The sequence below is a fragment of the Polaromonas vacuolata genome, assembly GCF_012584515.1.
Taxonomy (GTDB): Bacteria; Pseudomonadota; Gammaproteobacteria; order Burkholderiales; family Burkholderiaceae_C; genus Polaromonas; species Polaromonas vacuolata.
Genome location: NZ_CP051461.1, coordinates 3,692,319 through 3,714,165 on the forward strand (window position 1 = coordinate 3,692,319; position 21,847 = coordinate 3,714,165).

Genomic DNA, 21,847 nt, shown 5'->3' on the forward strand with positions numbered 1-21,847 from the left:
AGTTTTGACCCAGCTCTTTGATCAAAGTGTTTATCGTCATAAGTGGCTTTCTTTGTTTTTGTTTTTTGTTTTTTGTTTTTTGTTTTTTGTTTTTTGTTTTTTGTTTTTGCTACTGTGTCCTTAGGCGCGCATCGTGTCGAAGGCATTCAAAGAATTTATTTCTGACTCCTTGGATTGCATTTTTTCTAATTGATTTTTCCAGTGCTCAACGTGAGAGACAAAGTTTTCCAAAAGATCACCAAACATTGAAAATGATGTGTTTTGTAGCGGCCAATTAGCCATTAAACTGATTTCCCCAGACGCGTTAACGCCTAAGTAAGCGCATGCAGTTCCATGCCCTAAAAGATTGGCGCAAAGCAACTCTTCGTAGTAAATAATGGCTTGACCCTCATCATCAGGTAGCTGACCCAGCACCGCACTGACCTTTATATTTTCTTCGCCAGTCTCGACTAGTTCGGGGCTGAACAGCAAGTACATTTCATCAAATAGGAGGGCGAAACGTTGCAACTCGTCCGTCACTATTTCAGGTAATTGAAGATGGGAACTTAAGTCTTTAATTAGCTCTAGATACTGCATTTTTCTACCCTTTTGACAACCTGTCTTAATTCTCTATTGGTAAAAAATTAAATGGGTTCACGCGGATATGCGCATTACTTTTTGACAGGTCAGTTGACAATTTGACTTATTTATTAGTAACTGAAAAGTATTTTTCGTTGCATTTTCATACATATTTTTAAGTAGCCGATCTTTAATAATTGCGTTAAATCCGAAAAAAAATAAGCAAAATAAAGCTTTCTTTCAATACAATTTTTGGCCATGCTGCGAGCAGCTGCCGGATTTAAAAACAGATGGATAAACAAGATGGCCGCAAAGCAAAAAAGTCTATTTGCATATCAGCTACTTAGCCAGTTAGTGAATATTGACGCCCTAAGATCGGCGTTTTCTCATTGGTGTGAAAGCGTGGCGATTCCGGGCAATGTGATTGCAGACCTTGTCCTCGTGCTGGACGAATTAGTCACCAATATTGTTGAGCATGCCTACCAAGGCAATGCCAATGGCTGCATAGAACTAATCGCTAGAGTGGAACATTGCTGCGTCATACTGACCCTAAGAGACTATGCGTTCGCATTTAATCCGTGTGAGGTTGCAGCAGCGAACATCGAAGAAAGTGTGGAAACGCGAAGTATTGGCGGACTTGGTCTTTACTTTGTGAGAGAGAAAACTAACAGCATGTCTTACCAGCGGGTGAGTGTTGGCGAGCACCAAGCAAATCAGCTCGAAATACGCAAATGTTGGGCTGCTGATGCGCCTTTAACAGCTTAGAAAAACGCAGCTGTGTATAAATATATAAGTCTATTTCCTCGCTAACACTGCTGACTGAAATGCAAAAACTCAAACGCGATGTTTGAGTCCAAAGTTGCGTCCATCAACACTTGCTTCGCGCTGGCTACTCGATGCTTGGGGCTGCTCACTGGGCGTGTATTTAGGCGGCACAGCCATCAATCGTTCTGACCAGTATTCGCCGCGGTTTAGTAAATGCTCCACCGCCGCTTGCAGTGAATTGAGATTGGTAACCACCAAAGGCAAGCGCATTTGTAAATAAGCCCGTTGGTCTGGCCCTACGGCTAAGGTTGCATCGCTGCCCGCCATAAAGTTTTCTTGCAGTATGTCGAGCAACATAGTGCTGGGCAAGCGCCGTACAAGTTCCGGCATTGCTACGGGACAATTAAAATAGAAGTAGTCAAACGCACACACGATAGAAACCAACAGTTGCCGATCAAACAGCAATTGACAGCTAGCGTCGTCGTCCAAACAAAGTCCATCCATACCAAGACTCAGACCGAATTCGTTAATCAACTTATTTGCAGTTACCAAGCTCATAGATTTGTCTCTGTTAGCTCAAAAAAATAGGATTAGCAGCTCTTTCGATATTACGTGCAAAGCCCTAAAAAAAAGCGCTTTTATCGCCCCTATTTAACAGCTAGGATTTAGCTCAAACCGCAAGAAAAAAAGTAATGTATGGCTAATATTTTTTGGATTTTGCAACGCTTAATGTGTCGCTGACAAGCGCCTTTTCGGCATATAAGGCGCATTGAGTATTTATCTACCCCGTGCAATGGGAACTCTAGCTAAGGCTTAGTAACTCATTAAATACATTTTAAAAAAATGTATCGAAATCAGAAATATCAAAAAAATATCGAATTTTGCAGCCGTTAAACTATGGGGTAAATTAGTCATGTCCTATCTAGAACGTAGACCGCCAACTACGAATGCAAATACGCCACTCGCATCTAATACGGCGACAAAAGGCCAACTAGCGGGCGTTGTAGTCACAATATTAAAGTCTCTTCCAAAGCGCAGTGAACAAGCTATAAAAACATTTATAACTGATACAAAACTGCTGCTTGAGCGATCTGTCAAAAACGTTGCTAATGGGGCCAATCGCATAGGTCAAGACATCAAAGACAAGCTGCAGTATGCCCGCCACAATCTCGTCACTTTTGCGCACACACCAGCAGCGACTAGTTCTCAAACCACTCTCGTCCATGCCAGCGGAGACAAGTTAACGGATGCTGATACGGCATTGGTTAATCAAAAATTAAAAGAGGCAGATGACGCGTTGAATAGATCCATATCTACGCAGCCAACTATCAGCGTAGAACCCGGTCAAGCCTCCGCAATCCAAGCCACGCCTGCAAAACAAAGCGACGCTATCGGATTAAAAGATGGCTTCACACGCGACTTTGTGACCGACCTGCCACGGGCTCAATATTTTTGGCAATCAGATTCCGAAGAACCGACGCCGATTCTTAACCATGCAGCTTATGCACAAGGAGATGAATCCACAAAATTAGAACTACTCGAATTAGCAAAGAAAGAAATTAAAGAAATCACCGTTAAAACGGGCGTTGATGAAGCCACGTTGTTACGCGCGTCTCATCAAGCACACCAAGGTATTTTTGGCATCCTTGGCAGCGTCCTGCAAGAAAGCGCAGCGTCGCCCTTAACGCTAAGCCGCGAGATACGCGGAATTAACTCTGATGATGTGGAAGATACGTTGCCCGCTGCCAGCAAAGGCCAGTTAATGGGCGGAAAAACAAGTAACGCATTTATTCTTTCCAGCGATGGTGCTGGCGGTATAAAAGTTGTCGCTACATCAACAAAAACGAACTGCAACTTTTTCGCAGTGCCAGGGTTTGAGCCGTTTCAGCTTGAACCAGAAAAAAGTTCGACCACATTAAAAGTGGAGTTTGTCATTCCCAAAAATGGCTCGCCGTTACTTACAAAAGCGTCTTACGATTTCAATTTAGACTTCGTACAGCAATAAGCTAAAGGCAAGCCAGCCAGCACCGTTTAAAACGGAATATCGTCATCCATGTCATCAAAACCGCTGGCCGTCTTTGCCGCTGGCGCGGGCGCTTGGCGCGGTGCAGCGGCCATCGCTGGGCGTGCTGCTGGTGCGGCGCGGGCTGCAGGCTCATAACCACCACCACCTTCGTCACCTGTTTGAGCACCACCCATGCCTTGGCGACTGCCCAGCATTTGCATGGAGTCTGCACGAATTTCTGTGGTGTATTTTTCAATACCGTCTTTGTCAGTCCACTTGCGCGTACGCAGTGAGCCTTCGACATAAACCTGTGAGCCTTTGCGCAGATATTGGCCAGCGATTTCAGCAAGCCGCCCAAAAAAACTGACTCGGTGCCATTCGGTAATTTCTTTGGCTTCGCCGCTGGTCTTATCCTTGTAGCGGTCAGTCGTGGCGATGGTGATGTTAGTGACTTGATCGCCGTTGGGGAAGCTACGGGTTTCGGGGTCGCGGCCTAGATTGCCGACGATGATGACTTTATTGACGGATGCCATATTTGGATTCTCCTGATTTTTTATGAGTTTAACTGGGCTGACTGCGGCAGAACAAGTCGCGAAACAGCCGGCTCAGAGACGATGTAAATACGGTTTAAATTGCTCAAGACTCACTGAATGATTTACGGCTTAAATGTCGTCTTAAACATTTGTCAGTCACTTCCATGCTTGGCTGGCGCTTGCATAGCCCAAGCAAATAACAACCAAACTAGCATCAAACCACCACTGACAGTGAACAAACCCGGCGCGCCGTATTGCTTAACTAACCAGCCACCGGCCGCACCGCCAGCAAAAAAGCCTAATGACTGTAGCGTGTTGTAGACGCCTAACGCTGCGCCGCGCGAATGATCCGGTGCGATGCGGGACGCCAAGCTGGGCTGACTGGCTTCAAGCACATTAAAGCCGCAGAAAAACAAAAATAATACCAAACCCAGCATCAGCAAACTAGGCGCAGTAGTTAGCGAGAGTGCCCAAAAACCCAGTTGGACCAGTAACAGCAAACCTATGGCACCAAGAAACACGGCGCGCAAATAGCCGCGCTTTTCCAGCGGAAACAGCGTCGTGCCCATGACCACAAACGACGCCAGCACCGCTGGCAGATAAATTTCCCAGTGCAGCGATTTATTCAGTCCCGCCAGCACCAGCATGCCGGGCACAGCCACCCACATGGACAATTGCACCGCGTGCAATACAAACACGCCAAGGTTTAGGCGCAGCAAGGCTGGGTTTTTTAACACCGCTAAAAAGCCGCCGCGCGGGCGCACCACATGCATGACGGGCTCGGCCGGTACCCACCAGATCACGGAGACTATGCCGGCCAAGGCGAGCGAGCCCGTCAGCGCAAACAGACCGTGCAGACCAATACGGCTAGCCAGCAAGGGCGAAAGCACTAGCGAGACGGCAAACATCAGGCCAATACTCGCCCCCACCAAGGCCATGGCTTTGGTACGCACAGCATCCCGAGTGCAGTCAGCCAACATCGCAGTCACGGCCGCCGAGATGGCGCCTGCGCCTTGAATCGCGCGGCCGGCGATCAACCAATTTAAATCCGCCGCGGCCGAAGCGATAAAACTGCCCAAAGCGAACATCAACAAGCCGGCAATCATCACGCGCTTGCGGCCCCAGTGGTCAGAGGCTATGCCAAAGGGAATTTGCAGCAAACCTTGACTCAAGCCGTAAATACCCATGGCCAAGCCAATTCGCGCCGGATCACCACCACCGGGGTATTTGGCCGCTTCAAGTGCGAACACCGGCAATACAAGAAACAGACCCAGCATGCGCAGGGCAAAAATAGACGCCAGCGAAGCGCTAGCGCGCCGCTCAGTGGCAGTCATAGCAAAGGTCTGGGTTGAGGCGGGCGCGGTCAAGGCAATTGAAATCTGGTGAGAGTGCGGCAAAAATACCGAAAAAATAGACGGGGCAGGCGACAAAATGACGCGATCAGCCTTACAACAGGGGCCTATTGTGCGTCAAACCCAAATCTCCAGTCATGCGCCTATGATGGAGAGTTTTGCGGCGCCATCATTCCTGTGAACTCACCAGACGATAGTAAATACCTAGCCAGAGCTATGGCTGCACAGCGCATCAGCATTCGCGGCGCGCGCACCCACAACCTCAAAAACATAGATCTGGACATTCCCCGTAACCAGCTGGTGGTCATCACCGGTTTGAGCGGATCGGGAAAATCTTCACTGGCTTTTGACACCTTGTACGCCGAGGGCCAACGCCGCTATGTCGAGAGTTTATCGACCTACGCACGGCAGTTTTTGCAGCTCATGGACAAGCCCGATGTGGACTTAATAGAGGGCTTGTCGCCAGCTATTTCTATCGAGCAAAAAGCCACCAGTCACAATCCGCGCTCCACCGTCGGTACCGTGACCGAGATTCACGACTATCTGCGTTTATTGTTCGCGCGTGCCGGCACACCTTACTGCCCGGACCACGATTTACCGCTACAGGCGCAAAGCGTCAGCCAGATGGTTGACGCCGTGCTGGCCTTGCCAGAAGACACCAAGTTGATGATTCTCGCGCCGGTAGCGCGTGAGAAAAAAGGCGAATTCCTCGATTTATTTGCCGAAATGCAAGCCCAAGGCTATGTGCGCTTTAGAGTCGATGGTCAGGCCTATGAGTTTGACAACCTGCCCAAGTTAAAGAAAACCGAAAAACACGACATCGATGTAGTCATAGACCGCCTCAAGGTGCGGCCCGACATGCAGCAGCGCTTGGCCGAGAGTTTTGAAGCCGCACTGCGCTTAGCCGAGAGCCGCGCGATTGCCTTAGAAATGGACAGCGGCAAAGAGCATTTGTTTAGCGCCAAGTTTTCCTGCCCGGTTTGCAACTACTCGCTGAGCGAGATGGAGCCGCGGCTGTTTTCGTTTAACTCCCCGATTGGCGCTTGCCCCAGCTGTGATGGCCTAGGGCACCGCGAGCATTTTGACGCGGCGCGCATTGTGGCCTTTCCTTCGCTTAGCTTGGCCAGCGGCGCGGTCAAGGGCTGGGACAGGCGTAATGCCTATTATTTTTCCATGTTGGAAAGCCTGGCGCGTCACTATGCGTTTGATATAGAAGCGGCATTTGAAAGCCTGCCTGAGAACGTGCAGCAGATCATTTTGCACGGCTCGGGAGAGGAAGAAATCAAGTTCTCTTACCTGTCCGAATCAGGCGCGAACACGGGCAAAAAAGTCGTCAAAAAACACCCCTTTGAAGGCGTGATCACCAACTTTGAGCGCCGCTACCTTGAGACCGATTCTTCTGTCGTGCGCGACGAGCTAGCCCGTTACCGCAGCGTGCAAAGCTGCGCCGACTGCAGCGGCACGCGGCTTAAGCGCGAAGCGCGCCATGTATTTTTGGTCAGTGCACCAGACGAGCACGGTGTGAGCCAGCGCAAAGCCATCTACCAAATCAGCGGCCTTACGCTGCGCGAAAGCTTTGCCTATTTCAACGGCTTGAATATGCTGGGCGCAAAAGCCGAGATTGCCGGCAAAGTCGTGCGTGAAGTCGGCTTGCGGCTGAAGTTTCTCAACGATGTGGGTCTTAATTATTTGAGTCTTGACCGCAGCGCAGAGACACTCTCGGGCGGCGAATCTCAGCGCATACGGCTGGCCTCGCAAATTGGTTCGGGTCTGACCGGTGTGATGTATGTGCTCGATGAACCCAGCATTGGCCTGCACCAGCGCGATAACGACAGACTGATAGACACCCTCAAACATTTGCGCGACATCGGCAACAGCGTGTTGGTAGTCGAGCATGACGAAGACATGATTCGCGCCGCCGACCATGTGATTGACATGGGTCCGGGCGCCGGAGTGCATGGCGGTCAGGTGATGGCGGAAGGCACTTATGAAGAGGTCAAAGCCAACCCCAATTCTCTGACCGGAAAATACCTCTCAGGCGCACTCAAAATCGCCGTACCAACCCAGCGCACGGCTTGGCTGCCAACGCTTAAATCAAGCCAGTTTCAGGAAGCCAGAAAACCCTCGCGCTTTCCGCCCAGCCCAGCGGCCAGTCGGCGCGCCGAGCGCGAAGCCCAGCACCAAGCCACCTTGGGTGATATGCAGGCGCTGCGGGTGATTAAAGCCAGCGGCCACAACCTCAAAGGCGTGAGTGTGGAGTTTCCGGTCGGGCTACTGACCTGTGTCACGGGCGTATCAGGCTCGGGCAAATCCTCCTTGGTGAACGACACCCTTTACGCGGCTGTGGCCCGCACGCTATACCGCGCCCATGATGAGCCAGCGGCGCACGAAAGCATTGAAGGCATAGAGCATTTCGACAAAGTCATCAACGTCGACCAGTCACCGATTGGCCGCACGCCGCGCAGCAATCCGGCCACTTATACCGGCTTGTTCACACCGATACGCGAGTTGCTCGCCGAAATGAACACTGCGCGCGAGCGCGGCTACGGTGCAGGCCGCTTTAGCTTTAACGTCGCCGGTGGTCGCTGCGAAGCCTGTCAGGGCGACGGCATGGTCAAAGTCGAGATGCACTTTTTGCCGGACATCTATGTGCCCTGCGATGTCTGCAAAGGCATGCGCTACAACCGCGAAACGCTAGAGGTGCAGTACCGCGGTAAAAACATCGCCCAGATTTTGGACTTAACGGTGGAGGCGGCGAGCGAATTCTTCAAAGCCGTGCCAATCATTGCGCGCAAGTTGCACACCTTGCTCGATGTCGGTCTGAGCTACGTCAAGCTAGGCCAAGCCGCGACTACCCTATCGGGCGGCGAGGCGCAGCGCGTCAAGCTGGCGCTGGAGTTATCCAAACGCGATACCGGTCGCACGCTCTACATCCTCGACGAGCCGACCACTGGCCTGCATTTTGCCGACATCGATTTATTGCTCAAAGTGCTGCATCAACTGCGTGATGCGGGCAACACGATTGTGGTGATTGAGCACAACCTAGACGTGATTAAAACCGCCGACTGGGTGATTGACATGGGCCCAGAAGGCGGCGCTGGCGGTGGCTTAGTCGTCGGTATTGGCACGCCCGAAGACATTGCGGCAAACCCAGACAGTCATACCGGACGCTACTTGGCACGACTGCTTTAAAAGCAGTGCTGTTGGGCCGATTTCAGTCAATTAACCAACACTAAAGGACTGTTTTTTGTTCCCTGTGCAAACAGCCAAAGCAGCTCGGTGATGCGCGACAATGCGCTTTCTGCATCACGTTCAGTTTTTAAATTCACCTAAAAAGACAGCGCCCATGTCATCCATTACCCTGCGTTTTCTGGCCGATCCAAGCACTGTCAACTTCGGCGCAAAAGCCTACAGCGGCTCTGTGATGCCGGGGATTGACGAAGCCTGCACAGACCTCTCTTGCAGTCTTCAGGCGTGCAACTAAATGCCCAATAACAACCGCCAAGCATTGAGCGGCTCAGACCTGTTCGCCGCACTCGCTGTGGTAGTGATTTGGGGCGTGAATTTTGTGGTGATGAAGTTTGCGTTGCGCGATTTCACACCGTTTCAGCTGGGCGCGGCGCGCTATATTTTTGTGGTGTTGCCGCTGCTGCTGTTTATCAAGCCACCCCGGATTGCTTGGAAATGGCTGCTGCTGTATGGCTTGTTCCAGGGCGTGGGTCAGTTTGGCATTTTATTTCTGGCACTCAAAGTTGGTATGACTGCGGCGCTGGCGTCAGTGCTACTGCAAACACAAGTTTTTTTTACCGCACTGTTTGGCTTTGTGCTGCTCAATGAGCGAGCCAGCCGCCAGTTGCAGATCGGCATGCTGCTGGCTGCATTAGGCTTGGCCTGCTTCGGGCTGAACTATGCGCTGGCAGACTCGATCAAAGTCGCCGGCGTCTCGGCGACCACGCTGGTAGGTTTTGCGCTCACGCTGTGCGCGGCAGCTATGTGGGCTATGTCAAACATTGTGGCGCGGCGCTTGCAGCAACTGCACAAAGGCTATTCACCCTTGGCATTTGTAGTCTGGAGTGGGCTGGTGGCCATCATTCCTTTTATGCTGCTGTCACTGGCGTTTGACGATCCCGCGCTGCGCTGGCGCTGGCTAGAGGCGCGACCTTCCAGCTGGTTAGGCGTGGCCTATCTGGGCTGGATCGCTTCGGTGTTGGGCTACAGCTTGTGGACTGGCTTGCTGCAACGTCATCCGGCTAACCGTGTCGCGCCATTTAGCTTGGGCGTGCCGATTGTTGGCTTGGCCGCTGGCATGTTGGTGCTGGGCGAATCGGTCACCGGCTGGCAATGGGTAGGCACAGGCTTTGTTGTACTGGCTTTGCTCTGCGTGATGTTTGGCGGACGGCGGCGCGGTTAAGGCTTGGACCAGTCTAGTTGGGGGTTGCCGCACGCCAGCATCAGCTGAAGCAGCAGCTCCAGAGACAACTGTTAGCGAGAATAATTGCAGACTCGCTTAGACCACATTTAGCGCTATTGAGTCGCCGCCGCTTGCAAAATAGCGCGCGTTTTCAAAGCCTCTTGCCTAGCCGCCACGGCAAAGTCTTGGTCCGCTGAAGCGTACAAAATCGCCCGCGAAGAATTCACAATAATCGAGCCGCCTGCGCGCAATCCGGCACGCACAGTAGCCGCCGCATCGCCGCCTTGGGCGCCAACGCCGGGAATGAGTAGCGGCAGTGTGGGTGCGAGTTCGCGCACGCGCTCAATTTCAGCCGGATAGGTGGCTCCCACGACCAAGCCGAGTTGGCCGTTGAGATTCCACGGGCCTTGTGCCAAACGGGCGATGTGCTCGTACAGCAAAGGCTGGCCGTCGACCGAAGCCAAGCGCTGGTTTTGAAAATCATCGCCGCCGGGGTTGGACGTGCGGCAAAGCAAAAATGCGCCCTTGCCGTGACGCTTTAGGTAGGGCGAGACCGAGTCAAAACCCATAAAAGGAGAAAGCGTCACGGCATCCGCACCATAGCGCTCAAAAGCCTCAATCGCGTACTGCTCGGCAGTGCTGCCAATGTCACCGCGTTTGGCATCCAAAATCACCGGCACCTGCGGCGCTACGCTGCGCATATGCGCCATAAGCCTTTCAAGCTGGTCTTCAGCGCGGTGCGCGGCGAAGTAGGCAATTTGCGGCTTAAAAGCCATGGCTAAGTCGGCGGTGGCGTCGACTATTGCGGCGCAAAAATCAAAAATCTTGCTCGGGTCGTTTTTAAAATTGCCCGGAAACCGGGTTGGCTCAGGATCAAGTCCAACGCAAAGCATGGACTGGTTTTGCTGCTGTGCTTTTGCCAGCATGGCGGTGAAGGTAGCGGGGTTCTGGTTCTGCATCATGCGGATATTGTAAGAAGCTGAAGCCCTGTGAATACTCAGAGCGGCACAGTTCCAGCGGCAACCTGCATGGCCAGACATAAATCCTCCCAAGCGCGGTCTTTTGCCTCTGGTTTGCGCAGTAAATAAGCCGCCTCTTGGGTCACTACCAAGGGCCTATCTTGCAAGTTGTGCGGCTGTCCGCGTAGCCGGCCAAAGGCTTGGCCAGAAGGCAGCAAGGCTTGCGTCAGTAAGCGCCCCATGACCAGTACTAGGCCGGGCTGCGCCTGTGCCAGCAGCGGTGCGAGCTCAGTTTGCAGCGCGGCGCTGCTAGTGGCGCTATCGCTATGGCGAGACAAGGCCAGCAGTTGCGTGCTGGCCGCTTGGTGCAGGCCGGCGGCGCGCAGCATGTTGTCGAGTAGTTTGCCGGCATCACCCTCGAACGGGTTGAACGAGTTCGCCGCGCTAGCGTCTAGCGCGGCAGCATTGGTTTCAATCAGCACCAACCAGCGCGCGCCGCTAGGCTTAGCGCTGGCGGCGTAAAGCGTCTGGGTTTGACCTATCTGCCAGCCAGAAGCGCTAAGCGCAGCAGAGTTTTCTACGGGGCTAGACCGCTCGGAGGGGTTCTGGATTGCCGCCCGCGGCGCAGTGTAGGGCATTGGCTTAACTGGCTGACTCGAAGGGCGCGGTGCGCGTTCAGGCGCACCAACTGGAGCCGGTGTGAGCGGCATTGATACCGCTCTAGCCGTTGCGGCGGCTGGTGCAATTTCAACCGCTACAGCGGCTGGTGCAGCTTCAGTCCTTGCGGCGAGCGCTGTAGCTTGCAGGGTTGGCTGCCAAACCTTCACACCCATCTCGCGCAGCATGGCGCGCTGACGTTTGTCGAGTTGCAAGGTCATAGTGGAAAACTCATTAAAACGGCATCTTCGCGGCCTGCGGCGCCGCCTGATGCCTCGGGGTAGTAGCTGCGGCGTAAACCGACTTGGGTAAAACCGTAATGCAGATAAATCGCCTTGGCTTTGGTGTTGCTCACCCTCACTTCTAGCCACAGCCACTGCGCGTCTTGGGCACGCGCCCAAAGGCATAGCGCGTCCAACATTAAGCGCGACCAGCCATTGCCTTGGTGCTGAGGCGCGACGGCGATGTTGAGCAGATGTACCTCATCTACGCCCTGCATAGCGATGAAGTAACCCAGTAGTTCGGCCTGTTTACCGCTGCCGCCGGTAATTAACTGGGCTTGATAGCCTGATTGCAGCGAGTCCTGAAAATTACCGCGCGTCCAGGGATGCTCGTAGACGCTGTTCTCCATTAGCAGAACTTGGTCTAGCCAGTCTGAAGTCATGGCTTGAAACCCGGCTTCGGGTGCGCTTTCTGGTACTGGACTGTTGGCGTTCATGGGGTGGGCGAGCTCAGTGCTGCATTGGCTTTGTCAAACTTTACCTGCTCTCGCTCGGCAGTTGTGAGTGCCACTTTATCGCGAATATATTGGGGCAAAGCCTGATCGGCAGGCACGCAATGACCGGCAGCGGCGAGTCCCGGGGCTAGTCGCAGCAAAGCTGTAGCGCTGGGCAGGGCCGACACGCAACGCAACTGAGCCAGCGCTGAGGGCAGGCGATCGGCATAGACTTCAAAGACATTGCCGGCAAGCCAATCGCAAGCCGGATCTATCAACAAATTTTCTGGTCTGACTAAGCGGCAAGCGTTAACCGGTCGGCACAGGCCAGCGCTGAACTCAAAACCTTGGTAATACATCTCGTCCATGCGGGCATCGAGTAAAGCGTCTATGCGCAATCGCAAGCCGGACTCTGGCACCTGTTCAAAGCGGGCTTGCTCGGCCAGCGCCATCAAACTATCGACGGGCAGAACCGGTATACCGCGACCTTGGCCAGCCCCGAAAGCCAGACCTTGGGCCACCGCACAGGCGGTACGCAGGCCGGAAAAAGAACCGGGCCCACGGCCAAAGACAATCGCCCGCAGCTCGGCTAGCGACATATCGGCTTGGGCTAGCAAGGCCAGCACAGCGGGAATTAAGGTAATCGACGATTGGGCGCCGCCTACGCCCTCGTGCTGCCAGAGCCGCTGGCCATCGGTCAGCGCGATGGACATGCGGTCGGTGCTGGTGTCAAAAGCCAAGAATTTGAGGTTTTCTGACATTGCTTAAAGCCCTCCGCCGTGTTGGGCGCACAGGCGCGGCGAAGGATGAGAAGGACGGCAGCTATGAGTCAGAGAAAAAATCCACATGGGAGGATTATCCGGCCTGAATTTGTAGCGAGACCTGCGACTGATAATTGGCCATGCTTTTTAATTCCTGCAACCGCCAGCGCATGCTGCGCCACCTCACTTTAGGCTTGCTCACTTGCGGCATCAGCGCCGCCGCTCTGGCCCAATCCCAAACCAGTTTGCCAGCTGAAGTGCGCGCTGCACTAGAGCGCGCCCGACTGCCGCAAAACGCTATGGCGGCGCTGGTGCTAGAAGCAACGCCGACAACACAGGGCAGTAAAACCAGCCCAACTCAACCGCTACTGAGTTGGCGCGCAGACGCATCTATGAACCCCGCATCCGTGATGAAACTGGTCACCACTTATGCCTCACTGGAGTTACTCGGGCCAAGTTACAGCTGGAAAACCCCGGTCTATCTGGACGGGAGTATCAGCAACGGCGTACTGCACGGCAACTTAGTCATACAAGGTAGGGGCGACCCCAAGCTGGTGATGGAGCGCCTATGGCTGTTGCTGCACCGCGTCCAAAGTCTGGGCGTGCAGCGCATTAGCGGCGATATTGTGCTGGACCGCAGCGCCTTTGCGCCCAACGCACAAGACCCTGGCGACTTCGACGGTGAGCCCTTGCGGCCTTATAACGCCAGCCCAGATGCGCTGTTAATCAACTACAAATCCGTGTTGATGACGTTCACGCCGCAGCCAAGCCGAGGACTGGCGAGTATCAGCATGGACCCGCCGTTGGCTAATCTGACACTGCAAACCAGCGTGCCCTTGGCCACTGGCAAGGACGCCAGCGCCTGCGGCAACTACCGCGCCACGCTGGCGCCAGACTTTAGCTCGCCAGACCGGATACGCTTTTTAGGCAGCTACCCGCCAGCCTGCGGCGAGAAAGTCTGGCCACTGGCTTACGCTGACCCGGACAGCTTTGCCGCTCGCGCAGTGCTTGGCCTGTGGCAGGACATGGGCGGCAAGCTAGATGGGCGAGTGCGGGACGGTCAAGCCAGCGCTGGCTTGATGCCGGCGTTTGAAATGACCTCTCCCAGCCTTGCAGAAGTCATACAAAACATCAATAAGTACAGCAACAATGTGATGGCGCAGCAGTTGTTTTTGACGCTGAGCTTGGCACCGATTACAACGCAGGTCAGCCTGCCGGCTAGTATTTCCGCCTCGCGCGAGGTGCTCGCTGCATGGTGGCGTGCGCGCTTTGGCGAACAAGACTTGCCGCTAATGGACAACGGCTCTGGACTGTCGCGACAAGCCCGCATCACACCGCAAGCGCTAGGCCGAATGTTGCAAGCCGCTTATGCCTCGACGAGCATGCCAGAACTAATGGCGTCCCTGCCGATTGCCGGCGTTGACGGCACGCTCAAACGCAATCTAGGCCAACCAAGCGAAGGCTTGGCGCATCTAAAAACCGGCAGTTTGCGCGATGTCACCGCACTGGCCGGCTATGTGCACTTGGCCAATGGTCGGCGCTTGGTGGTGGTGGCCATGATTAACCATGCCAATGCGGGCGCCGGCAAACCGGCGCTGGACGCGCTGGTCGAATGGGCTTTGCGCGAAGGTAAACGATGAATGCAGATTTGATTGGCACGCTCGCGGCCTGCTTAACCACCGCCAGTTTTGTGCCGCAGGTCTGGCACACCTTGCGCACGCGCGACGTCAGCGGCATCTCGCTAGGTATGTACTTGGTGTTCACTGTGGGCGTGGCCTTATGGCTTGTTTACGGCCTGCTGCTGGGCGCTTGGCCGGTGGTGGTTGCCAATGCTGTCACGCTAATTTTGGCACTGACGATACTGGTTATGAAGCTGCGATTTGGATCTAAAAATTAAACCAATTTCGACTTTACCGGCTTAGGTTTAGAAATAAATTGCAATCAAAATATAGAAATAATGTCTCTTATTGAGACAAATTAAACTATTATTTGTGCTCTGGAAGTCTTTTTGTAGCGGTTTTTGGCTAGCTACTATCTGACGCAAGCCTGTAGTCACGCAGGCTTTGGTATTTGTCCACAGCCCGATAAACTCCCTGCAAAATCATGCCTTTATTTCACGATTTTTTTGTTGCCCCAAAGTACTTAAAAGGCGATCCATCAGAAACCGCTAAAGCCAAATTAAATGGGCCAGAAACACGGCCTATTCAAATGAATTTGGAAGAGCGCATGGCGTATCGCCGTGACATGCTTTTTAACATCGTCCGCGCCAGCTTGACGCAATTCCAAGTTGACCCACACGACTACCATTTCAAAATTGTTCGGATAGACAGACGCGGTCACTGCTTTGTGGTGATGATGGACATGTTGTCAGCTTTTATGCAAAGCCAGCACGGCAAACACGCGCACTTGAGCAGCATTGCCAACTACCTCACGCAAAACGCCATGGACCGCTACGGCTTGGTGGTCAGCGGCGTCTACTGGCGCATAGACGAGGGAATGCATTCCAGTGACTATGAAGCGCTGGCGGAGTCCCCAAGCAGCGATGCGGGACTACTCGAATCAGACCGCACAGACGCGGTAGCTAAGCGCTCTTTGAGCCGGTGCTGAAGTAGTACTTAGCCGTCATCAGACGTGACGCCAGTGACATGACACAAGAGAGCCAGTCAAACTTTAAAAACTAAGGCCTAGTCGCTGGTATTGACTCAAAACTTTTAGCCTTAGGTTTTGGACTTAAAGCCCTGTCTGCGCATGACGCTGGTGATTGCAAATGCCGTGGCTAATGGCCAAGTTTTCAGCATGACTGTTACCACCATCGCTGAGCGCTTGGATGTGCTCGAGTGTGGCATCGGCTGGCAGCACATGTTCGCCGCACAACCAGCAAGGAACGCGGCCATGAAGTTGGCGTGCAACGGTTTTGTAAATTTTGTCGCGGGTGTGACCTAGCTTGCTCATTGCTTTATGGCTTTATGGCTTGATGACTTCAGGGCTTAGGCCGCAGCGCGTTGCAGTCTATCCCGCACGCCATCCCAGTCAGCACTCATAGGCGGGGTTTCTATCCAAATGAGCTCAACGCCTTGGCCATCGAACTCGCGTAGAACCGCGAATAACTCTTGCGCCGCAGCTTGTGCGGCGTCGGGCATGCGCCGCATTCGCAAGTCAGGGGCTGTACTTAATAAGCTGCTACGGGCGTAAACCGCAATCGACGCACTCTCTGAACCCAATAAATCAAGCGCAGTTTGCAAGGCCTTAGCGCTCATTAACCGCACTTTAGCGTTTGGCGCGTAATGCGAGTCCAGTGTGCCGGAGGCGCGCGGCGCAGTTTGTTGAATATCTTCTGGATTCAATAATGTCTGCCCGCAGGCCAATTCCAGCTCAGCGCGGGTGAGCAAGCCCGGCCTGAGTAAGACAGGCCTGCCACGTGTGCAATCGACAATGGCGGACTCAATACCGACGGCACAAGGCCCACCGTCGAGCACCAATAAATCGTCGCCCAACTCTTGCGCCACATGCGCAGCGGTAGTCGGACTGACACGGCCAAAGCGGTTGGCGCTTGGGCCGGCTACACCCGTTGCACAGGCCTTTAAAAAAGCCTGCGCTACCGGATGGGCTGGGCAGCGCAAGCCTACAGAGTCTTGACCACCCGCCGCGGCCGCGGCCACACCAGTCTTGCGCGGCAGTATCAGGGTAAGCGGACCAGGCCAAAAGGCCTCGATCAAGCGCTGCGCAAAGTCTGGCACAGCGCTGGCGTAGTCATGCACTTGAGCCGGATCAGCTACATGGACGATTAAGGGGTGATCGGCTGGTCTGCCCTTGGCAGCAAAAATACCAGCCACAGCTTGGTCACTCGACGCGTCAGCGCCCAAGCCATAAACCGTCTCAGTCGGAAAACCAACCAAACCACCGGCCTGAATCTGGCGCGCAGCGCTAGCAATGGCGGCGGCATCACGGCCAGACAGGATCATGGCTGCTCCAAGCCTGGCAGGCCGAGTAACTCGGCGACTTGCCGCGTCGTTGCCAGCAGACTAGGAATATCCCCGGCGGTAATGTTGAGATGGCCCATCTTTCGGCCCGGCCGTGCGGCCAGCTTGCCGTAGAGATGTAAGTGGGTGCCCGGTAATGCCAACACCGCTTGCCAGTCGGGCGTGCGCGGCTTGCCTGCTGCATCCTGCCAAACGTCGCCCAGCAAGTTAAGCATGATGGCCGGCGAGTGTTGCCGCAGCTCGGGCAGCGCCAGCCCGGCGAGGCTGTAGACCTGTAGGTCAAACTGTGAGTGCGAGCAGGCATCCATGGTGTAGTGGCCGCTGTTGTGCGGTCTAGGGGCGATTTCGTTGACGATTAAGTCACCCTCAGGGCTGCCATCATCAACCACAAAAAACTCTACACAGAGCACGCCCACATAGTCAATTTGCCGGGCGATGGACTGGGCCGCTGCTAAAGCGCGCGCGGCCAGAGCGGCAGGTAAATTGCCAACATAGGCATGGGTGACGGCCAAAATACCGTCCACATGCACATTGCGCTGCGCTGGGTAGGCGACGATTTGTCCGTCCCAGCCACGCGCTAGTAGCACCGAGCATTCGGCTTTCAGCGGCAGCATTTTCTCCAGCACACAAGGCACGCGTTTAAGATCCTCCCAAGCAGCGGCCAACTCAGCCGCGTTGGCAACCCTGACTTGGCCCTTGCCGTCATAACCCATGCGCGCAGTTTTGAGAATGCCGGGCAGTAGCGCCGTATCTAAGGTGGCGAGATGCTCGGCATTCTCAATCACCGCATACGGTGCGCAAAGCACACCACTGGCAACAAAATGGGATTTTTCTTCAATCCGGTTTTGCGCCACCGCCACCGCCTGTGCGCCGGGCGCAACCGGTCGCTGGGCGGCAAGGGTTTGCAGCGATAGCGCGGGTACGTTTTCAAATTCGGTAGTGATGGCGTCGCACAACTGGGATAGATGCGCTAGGCCAGTCGCATCGTCATAAGCCGTCTGCACATGGTGGTGACTGACCCGACCGGCCGGACTTTGCGGATCTGGATCCAACACGGCGGTGAAAAAACCCATGCGTTGAGCGGCATGCACAAACATGCGGCCTAACTGGCCCCCGCCCATCACGCCCAAAGTCGCCACTTGAGTAGAACCCGTGCCGACGGTGCCGGGCAGCACTGGTAGATCAATCGTGCGCAACGGTAACTGACTGGTGCTCATGATTGCGGCAAGGCCATATTGCGGGCAGCTAAGGTTTGCTCGGCACGAAACAAGTGCAAACGCGTGGCCAGATCTGAGTCATGCAGCGCCAACATAGCAACGGCAAACAGCGCCGCATTGGCAGCGCCCGCAACGCCAATCGCAAACGTAGCCACCGGCACGCCCTTGGGCATTTGCACAATGCTGTAGAGCGAATCCAGACCCGCCAATTGCTTGCTCGCGACCGGCACGCCCAGCACCGGCACAGTAGTTTTAGCCGCCAGCATGCCCGGCAAATGCGCCGCGCCGCCAGCCCCAGCGATGATGGCTTGCAGGCCGCGGCCGCTGGCTTCTTCGGCATACGCAAACATGTCGTCAGGCATGCGGTGTGCAGACAGCACGCGCGATTCATTAGCTATGCCGAAATGTTTGAGGATTTGCACCGCATGCTGCATAGTTTCCCAGTCACTGCTGGAGCCCATCACCACACCGATTAATGGACGGGCTGTATCGCTAGTTGTTGTCATGGCTTGAGAAAAGTGAAGAATTTAAAAAAAGGTAGCCGCGGCAAGCGCTGCTGAAAAAAGCAAAAACCCAAGCCAGCGTGTCGTTAAGCGATTTTAAGGGCTGGGCTAGCCGTGCTACGCTAGTCAGGCTAAAACCAATCCGCACTAAAACCACATGATAAACGTCACCGTTGCCAACTTTGAAACTGAAGTGATCACCGCTTCCAACAGCATCCCGGTGCTGATCGATTTTTCGGCGCCCTCGTCTAACCCATCCCAGTTACAAAGCCCGATTCTCGAAAAACTAGAAATCGCCTACGAAGGCCGCTTTAAGCTGGCCAAGATTGACACCGAGCAAGAGCCACGACTGGCCACTGCCTTTGGTATTCGCAGCATTCCAACCAGTGTCCTGATGTTGAACGGTCAGCCCGCAGATGGCTTTACCGGCGCGCTGACAGAGGACCTGATCAAAGAGTTTCTTGACAAACAATTGCCGCCAGCTCCAGCCGCCGCAGAAGAGCCCGCCGCGCTAAGCCCCGACGCAGCGTTTGAGAAAATCAAACAAACCGTCGCTGACGAGCCGAGCAATGACGACGCCCGCTTTGAATTTATCCGGCTGCTTCTGCAGCGCGACCAGCTCGATGACGCCAAAGTTGCTTTCGCACCAGTGATTGCACAAACCCTTAGCGTGCGGCGTTTTGACTCATTAGAGCGCTGGATGAACGCGATAGATTTTGCCGATGCGCATGCAGATACGCATGCCAATAACGACGAGAACGCGCACGAAAGTGCTTATAAAAATTCCCAAGAACAAGGCCCAATCGCCGTTTTTGACGCCAAGCTAGCGCTTAACAAGCGCGATTTCGAAACCCGTTTTGACAAAGCCCGTTGGCTCATGAGCCGCCAGCAGTGGAGCGCGGCGCTAGACGAGTTGCTAGAAATACTGATGCGCGACAAAAGCTGGAGCGAAGACTCGGCACGCAAAACTTACATTGCGATTCTTGACGTGATGGAAGCGCCCAAGCTCAAGGTCGCTGACGGCCAGATTCCACTGGAAGACCCACAAGTGGCGACTTATCGCCGGCGCTTAAGCAGTGTGATTTTGAGCTGAAAAACGGTTGCTAAAACAGTACGGCAGCATGGCAGCAAGAACTTTTCAGCGCTTCGCCGGTTCAATCTAGCGTAAGTCAGGTAGTTAATTAAGCGGCTAAATAAGCCGCTTAATCAGCCGCGCGAATCAAACCGCGAATTAAGCGGTTAAGCGCGCCAAGGCTTCTTGGTATTTAGCTGCGGTCTTGGCGATCACCTCAGGCGGCAAATGCGGCGCTGGCGGCGTTTTATCCCAAGGCTTGCCGTTGATGCGCACGGCTTCTAGCCAGTCGCGCACAAACTGCTTGTCGTAGCTAGGTGGGTTCAGGCCTGCGGCGAATGCGGCTTCATAGCCTTCTACCGGCCAGTAGCGGGATGAGTCCGGTGTCAGCACCTCGTCCATCAGGGTCAGCGTGCCATCCTCGTCCAAACCAAACTCGAACTTAGTGTCTGCAATGATGATGCCCTTGGTCAGCGCAAAAGCCGCCGCCTCGTTATAAATTGCCAGACTCAAGGTCTTGATCTGCTCGGCCAACACGGGGCCAACTACCTTAACCATCTGCTCGTAGCTGATGTTTTCATCGTGCTCACCGACATCGGCCTTGGCCGCAGGGGTGAAGATGGGCTCGGGCAATTTGCTGGCGTTCTTCAGACCAGCAATTAGCGGCACCCCGCAAACCGCTTGGTTTTGCTGGTATTCCTGCCAGCCGCTGCCGGCCAAGTAACCGCGCACTACTGCCTCGACCGGTATCGGTTTAAGGCGCTTGACCAGCATAGAGCGGCCCACAACCTGCATCACTTCATCGGCACTGACCACGCTCTCGGGCGACTCCCCGGTCAGGTGGTTTGGACACAGATGGCCAAGCTTATCAAACCAAAACAAAGCCATCTGCGTAAGCAGTGCACCCTTGCCGGTAATCGGTTCGCCCAAAATCACATCAAAAGCGCTTAAGCGATCACTCGCCACCATCAAGAGGCGGTTGTCACCCACCGCATAGTTGTCGCGCACCTTGCCGCGCGCGAGCAAAGGAAGGCTGGTGATGGAGGAAGTGTGAAGAGTGGTCATGGGGCTAAAGACGCGAGTTAATTAAATAGCAAATACGAAAAATAGCCCGCCGAAACAACGGCAGGCTGGACGCGCTTTTATTGAACGACTTGCGCCAGCTCGCCCTTGGCGTAGCGTGCTGCAACGATGGACAGGCTATCGCCCTTGATCTTGCTGGCCTGACCTTCGCAGCCGAATTCGAGGTAACGCTGTTTGCAAATTGCCTTGGCCGCTGCAGTCGCGGGCTTGAGCCAGTCGCGCGGGTCGAATTTGCTTGGATTTTGGGCCATGTACTGGCGTACAGCAGCAGTCATAGCTAAGCGAATGTCGGTATCAATATTGATCTTGCGCACGCCGAACTTGATGGCTTTTTGTATCTCTTCGACCGGCACGCCATAAGTCTCCTTCATGTCGCCGCCAAACTCGCGAATGATGGCCAGCAGGTCTTGCGGCACGCTAGACGAGCCGTGCATCACCAAGTGGGTATTGGGAATACGGCGATGGATTTCTTTAACCCGCTCTATCGCCAAGATGTCGCCCGTGGGTTTGCGCGTGAACTTGTAAGCACCGTGGCTGGTGCCAATGGCTATGGCCAATGCATCGAGCTGAGTGCGCTTGACAAAGTCAGCGGCTTGCTCGGGGTCGGTCAGCAGTTGGTCATGGGTCATGATGGCATCCGTGCCGTGACCGTCTTCCTTCTCGCCTTGCATGGTCTCTAGGCTGCCTAGGCAACCGAGTTCGCCTTCAACGGAGACGCCGGTAGCATGCGCCATGGCCACGACTTGGCGCGTGACTTCGACGTTGTACTCATAATCAGCAATCGTTTTGCCATCGGCCAGCAGTGAGCCGTCCATCATCACCGAGCTAAAGCCTAGATTGATTGCGCCTTGGCAAACCTCTGGGTTTTGGCCATGGTCTTGGTGCATCACGACGGGGATGTGCGGGTAGCTCTCGACGGCAGCTTGTATCAAGTGCTTGAGAAAAGACTCGCCAGCATATTTGCGAGCGCCAGCACTGGCTTGCATGATGACCGGTGCATTCACTTCATGGGCGGCTTGCATGATGGCCGTGACCTGCTCGAGGTTGTTAACGTTGAAAGCTGGAATGCCATAGCCATTGACGGCTGCATGGTCCAGCAGCTCGCGCATAGAAACGAGTGCCATGATGAATGTGTCCCCGGGTGATATTGATAAAGAGTGGTGACTTCCCTTGCGCCGCGTCAAAGTAACGAGTAGCCCTGAACAGGTCGGAAGTAAAACACGGAGTTGATTCTACCTTTTGCGTAATCTTAGGAACTGCATCAGATAGAGCGCTG

The 21,847-nt window shown here is 54.4% G+C and carries 22 protein-coding genes and 1 pseudogene; 9 read left to right on the plus strand and 14 right to left on the minus strand.

Annotation, left to right across the window (positions count from 1 at the left end; genetic code table 11):
- Positions 1-120 precede the first annotated feature (120 nt).
- Positions 121-576, minus strand: coding sequence for a type III secretion system chaperone (locus tag HC248_RS16805; RefSeq protein ID WP_168923480.1), 456 nt, complete (start codon positions 574-576; stop codon positions 121-123).
- A gap of 336 nt (positions 577-912) precedes the next feature.
- Here HC248_RS16805 and HC248_RS16810 point away from each other — a divergent pair, with 336 nt between their 5' ends.
- Positions 913-1,323 carry an ATP-binding protein gene (locus tag HC248_RS16810; RefSeq protein ID WP_168923481.1) on the plus strand — a complete coding sequence of 137 codons (411 nt, stop codon included), beginning with the start codon at positions 913-915 and terminating at the stop codon, positions 1,321-1,323.
- Positions 1,324-1,392: 69 nt separating this feature from the next.
- On the opposite strand, the gene HC248_RS16815 is transcribed toward HC248_RS16810, so the two are convergent.
- Positions 1,393-1,881, minus strand: coding sequence for a type III secretion system chaperone (locus tag HC248_RS16815; RefSeq protein ID WP_168923482.1), 489 nt, complete (start codon positions 1,879-1,881; stop codon positions 1,393-1,395).
- Between the two features lie 355 nt (positions 1,882-2,236).
- On the opposite strand from HC248_RS16815, the gene HC248_RS16820 reads away from it, so the two are divergent.
- Complete coding sequence (locus tag HC248_RS16820; RefSeq protein ID WP_168923483.1) at positions 2,237-3,328, plus strand: hypothetical protein; 1,092 nt, start codon at positions 2,237-2,239, stop codon at positions 3,326-3,328.
- 26 nt (positions 3,329-3,354) lie between these two features.
- Here HC248_RS16820 and ssb read toward each other — a convergent pair whose 3' ends face one another.
- On the minus strand, positions 3,355-3,861 hold the full coding sequence (ssb, locus tag HC248_RS16825) for a single-stranded DNA-binding protein (RefSeq protein ID WP_168923484.1): 507 nt from the start codon (positions 3,859-3,861) through the stop codon (positions 3,355-3,357).
- A 152-nt stretch (positions 3,862-4,013) separates the two neighbouring features.
- Positions 4,014-5,195, minus strand: coding sequence for an MFS transporter (locus tag HC248_RS16830; RefSeq protein WP_168923485.1), 1,182 nt, complete (start codon positions 5,193-5,195; stop codon positions 4,014-4,016).
- Positions 5,196-5,429: 234 nt separating this feature from the next.
- Here HC248_RS16830 and uvrA point away from each other — a divergent pair, with 234 nt between their 5' ends.
- The 3 genes and pseudogenes from uvrA to HC248_RS16845 all read left to right on the plus strand — a co-directional run bounded on the left by uvrA (position 5,430) and on the right by HC248_RS16845 (position 9,624).
- Entirely contained in the window at positions 5,430-8,405 is a 2,976-nt protein-coding gene (uvrA, locus tag HC248_RS16835; protein ID WP_168923913.1) for an excinuclease ABC subunit UvrA, read from the plus strand.
- A 154-nt stretch (positions 8,406-8,559) separates the two neighbouring features.
- Positions 8,560-8,658 (plus strand): annotated as a pseudogene (locus HC248_RS16840) (acyl-CoA thioesterase); the annotation flags it as partial.
- A 39-nt stretch (positions 8,659-8,697) separates the two neighbouring features.
- Positions 8,698-9,624 carry an EamA family transporter gene (locus tag HC248_RS16845; protein ID WP_168923486.1) on the plus strand — a complete coding sequence of 309 codons (927 nt, stop codon included), beginning with the start codon at positions 8,698-8,700 and terminating at the stop codon, positions 9,622-9,624.
- A 113-nt stretch (positions 9,625-9,737) separates the two neighbouring features.
- Here the strand turns inward: HC248_RS16845 and pyrF are convergent, their stop codons facing one another.
- The 4 genes from pyrF to tsaB all read right to left on the minus strand — a co-directional run bounded on the left by pyrF (position 9,738) and on the right by tsaB (position 12,716).
- A complete protein-coding gene (gene pyrF / locus HC248_RS16850) occupies positions 9,738-10,550 on the minus strand; it encodes an orotidine-5'-phosphate decarboxylase (RefSeq protein WP_168923914.1) in 813 nt (270 codons plus the stop codon).
- A 71-nt stretch (positions 10,551-10,621) separates the two neighbouring features.
- On the minus strand, positions 10,622-11,461 hold the full coding sequence (locus HC248_RS16855; RefSeq protein WP_168923487.1) for a uracil-DNA glycosylase family protein: 840 nt from the start codon (positions 11,459-11,461) through the stop codon (positions 10,622-10,624).
- On the minus strand, positions 11,458-11,958 hold the full coding sequence (gene rimI / locus HC248_RS16860; protein ID WP_168923488.1) for a ribosomal protein S18-alanine N-acetyltransferase: 501 nt from the start codon (positions 11,956-11,958) through the stop codon (positions 11,458-11,460). Before rimI ends, HC248_RS16855 begins: the two co-directional genes overlap by 4 nt.
- Positions 11,955-12,716 (minus strand): tRNA (adenosine(37)-N6)-threonylcarbamoyltransferase complex dimerization subunit type 1 TsaB, encoded by a 762-nt coding sequence (gene tsaB / locus HC248_RS16865; protein WP_168923489.1) that lies wholly within the window; start codon positions 12,714-12,716, stop codon positions 11,955-11,957. Before tsaB ends, rimI begins: the two co-directional genes overlap by 4 nt.
- Positions 12,717-12,856: 140 nt before the next feature.
- On the opposite strand from tsaB, the gene dacB reads away from it, so the two are divergent.
- The 3 genes from dacB (at position 12,857) to HC248_RS16880 (ending at position 15,323) form a co-directional block, all read left to right on the plus strand.
- Positions 12,857-14,356: a D-alanyl-D-alanine carboxypeptidase/D-alanyl-D-alanine endopeptidase gene (dacB, locus tag HC248_RS16870; RefSeq protein WP_168923490.1), complete on the plus strand. Its 1,500-nt coding sequence runs from the start codon at positions 12,857-12,859 to the stop codon at positions 14,354-14,356.
- The gene (locus HC248_RS16875) at positions 14,353-14,613 is read left to right on the plus strand and encodes a SemiSWEET transporter (RefSeq protein WP_168923491.1); all 261 of its coding nucleotides are present in this window, start codon (positions 14,353-14,355) and stop codon (positions 14,611-14,613) included. The genes dacB and HC248_RS16875 overlap by 4 nt, the downstream gene beginning before the upstream one ends.
- Before the next feature lie 311 nt (positions 14,614-14,924).
- Complete coding sequence (locus HC248_RS16880) at positions 14,925-15,323, plus strand: hypothetical protein (protein WP_168923492.1); 399 nt, start codon at positions 14,925-14,927, stop codon at positions 15,321-15,323.
- A 123-nt stretch (positions 15,324-15,446) separates the two neighbouring features.
- On the opposite strand, the gene HC248_RS16885 is transcribed toward HC248_RS16880, so the two are convergent.
- Genes HC248_RS16885 through purE form a run of 4 tightly spaced genes read right to left on the minus strand, consistent with a single transcriptional unit; the run spans position 15,447 to position 18,419 of the window.
- A complete protein-coding gene (locus HC248_RS16885) occupies positions 15,447-15,668 on the minus strand; it encodes an HNH endonuclease (RefSeq protein WP_168923493.1) in 222 nt (73 codons plus the stop codon).
- A 35-nt stretch (positions 15,669-15,703) separates the two neighbouring features.
- Positions 15,704-16,678 (minus strand): L-threonylcarbamoyladenylate synthase, encoded by a 975-nt coding sequence (locus tag HC248_RS16890; RefSeq protein WP_168923494.1) that lies wholly within the window; start codon positions 16,676-16,678, stop codon positions 15,704-15,706.
- A complete protein-coding gene (locus tag HC248_RS16895; RefSeq protein WP_168923495.1) occupies positions 16,675-17,913 on the minus strand; it encodes a 5-(carboxyamino)imidazole ribonucleotide synthase in 1,239 nt (412 codons plus the stop codon). The genes HC248_RS16890 and HC248_RS16895 overlap by 4 nt, the downstream gene beginning before the upstream one ends.
- Positions 17,910-18,419, minus strand: a complete 510-nt coding sequence (gene purE, locus HC248_RS16900; protein ID WP_168923496.1) for a 5-(carboxyamino)imidazole ribonucleotide mutase — start codon at positions 18,417-18,419, stop codon at positions 17,910-17,912. Before purE ends, HC248_RS16895 begins: the two co-directional genes overlap by 4 nt.
- 154 nt (positions 18,420-18,573) lie before the next feature.
- On the opposite strand from purE, the gene HC248_RS16905 reads away from it, so the two are divergent.
- The gene (locus tag HC248_RS16905; protein ID WP_168923497.1) at positions 18,574-19,509 is read left to right on the plus strand and encodes a tetratricopeptide repeat protein; all 936 of its coding nucleotides are present in this window, start codon (positions 18,574-18,576) and stop codon (positions 19,507-19,509) included.
- Positions 19,510-19,647: 138 nt separating this feature from the next.
- Here the strand turns inward: HC248_RS16905 and HC248_RS16910 are convergent, their stop codons facing one another.
- On the minus strand, positions 19,648-20,553 hold the full coding sequence (locus HC248_RS16910) for a phosphoribosylaminoimidazolesuccinocarboxamide synthase (protein ID WP_168923498.1): 906 nt from the start codon (positions 20,551-20,553) through the stop codon (positions 19,648-19,650).
- A 77-nt stretch (positions 20,554-20,630) separates the two neighbouring features.
- On the minus strand, positions 20,631-21,695 hold the full coding sequence (fba, locus tag HC248_RS16915; protein ID WP_168923499.1) for a class II fructose-bisphosphate aldolase: 1,065 nt from the start codon (positions 21,693-21,695) through the stop codon (positions 20,631-20,633).
- Positions 21,696-21,847 lie beyond the last annotated feature (152 nt).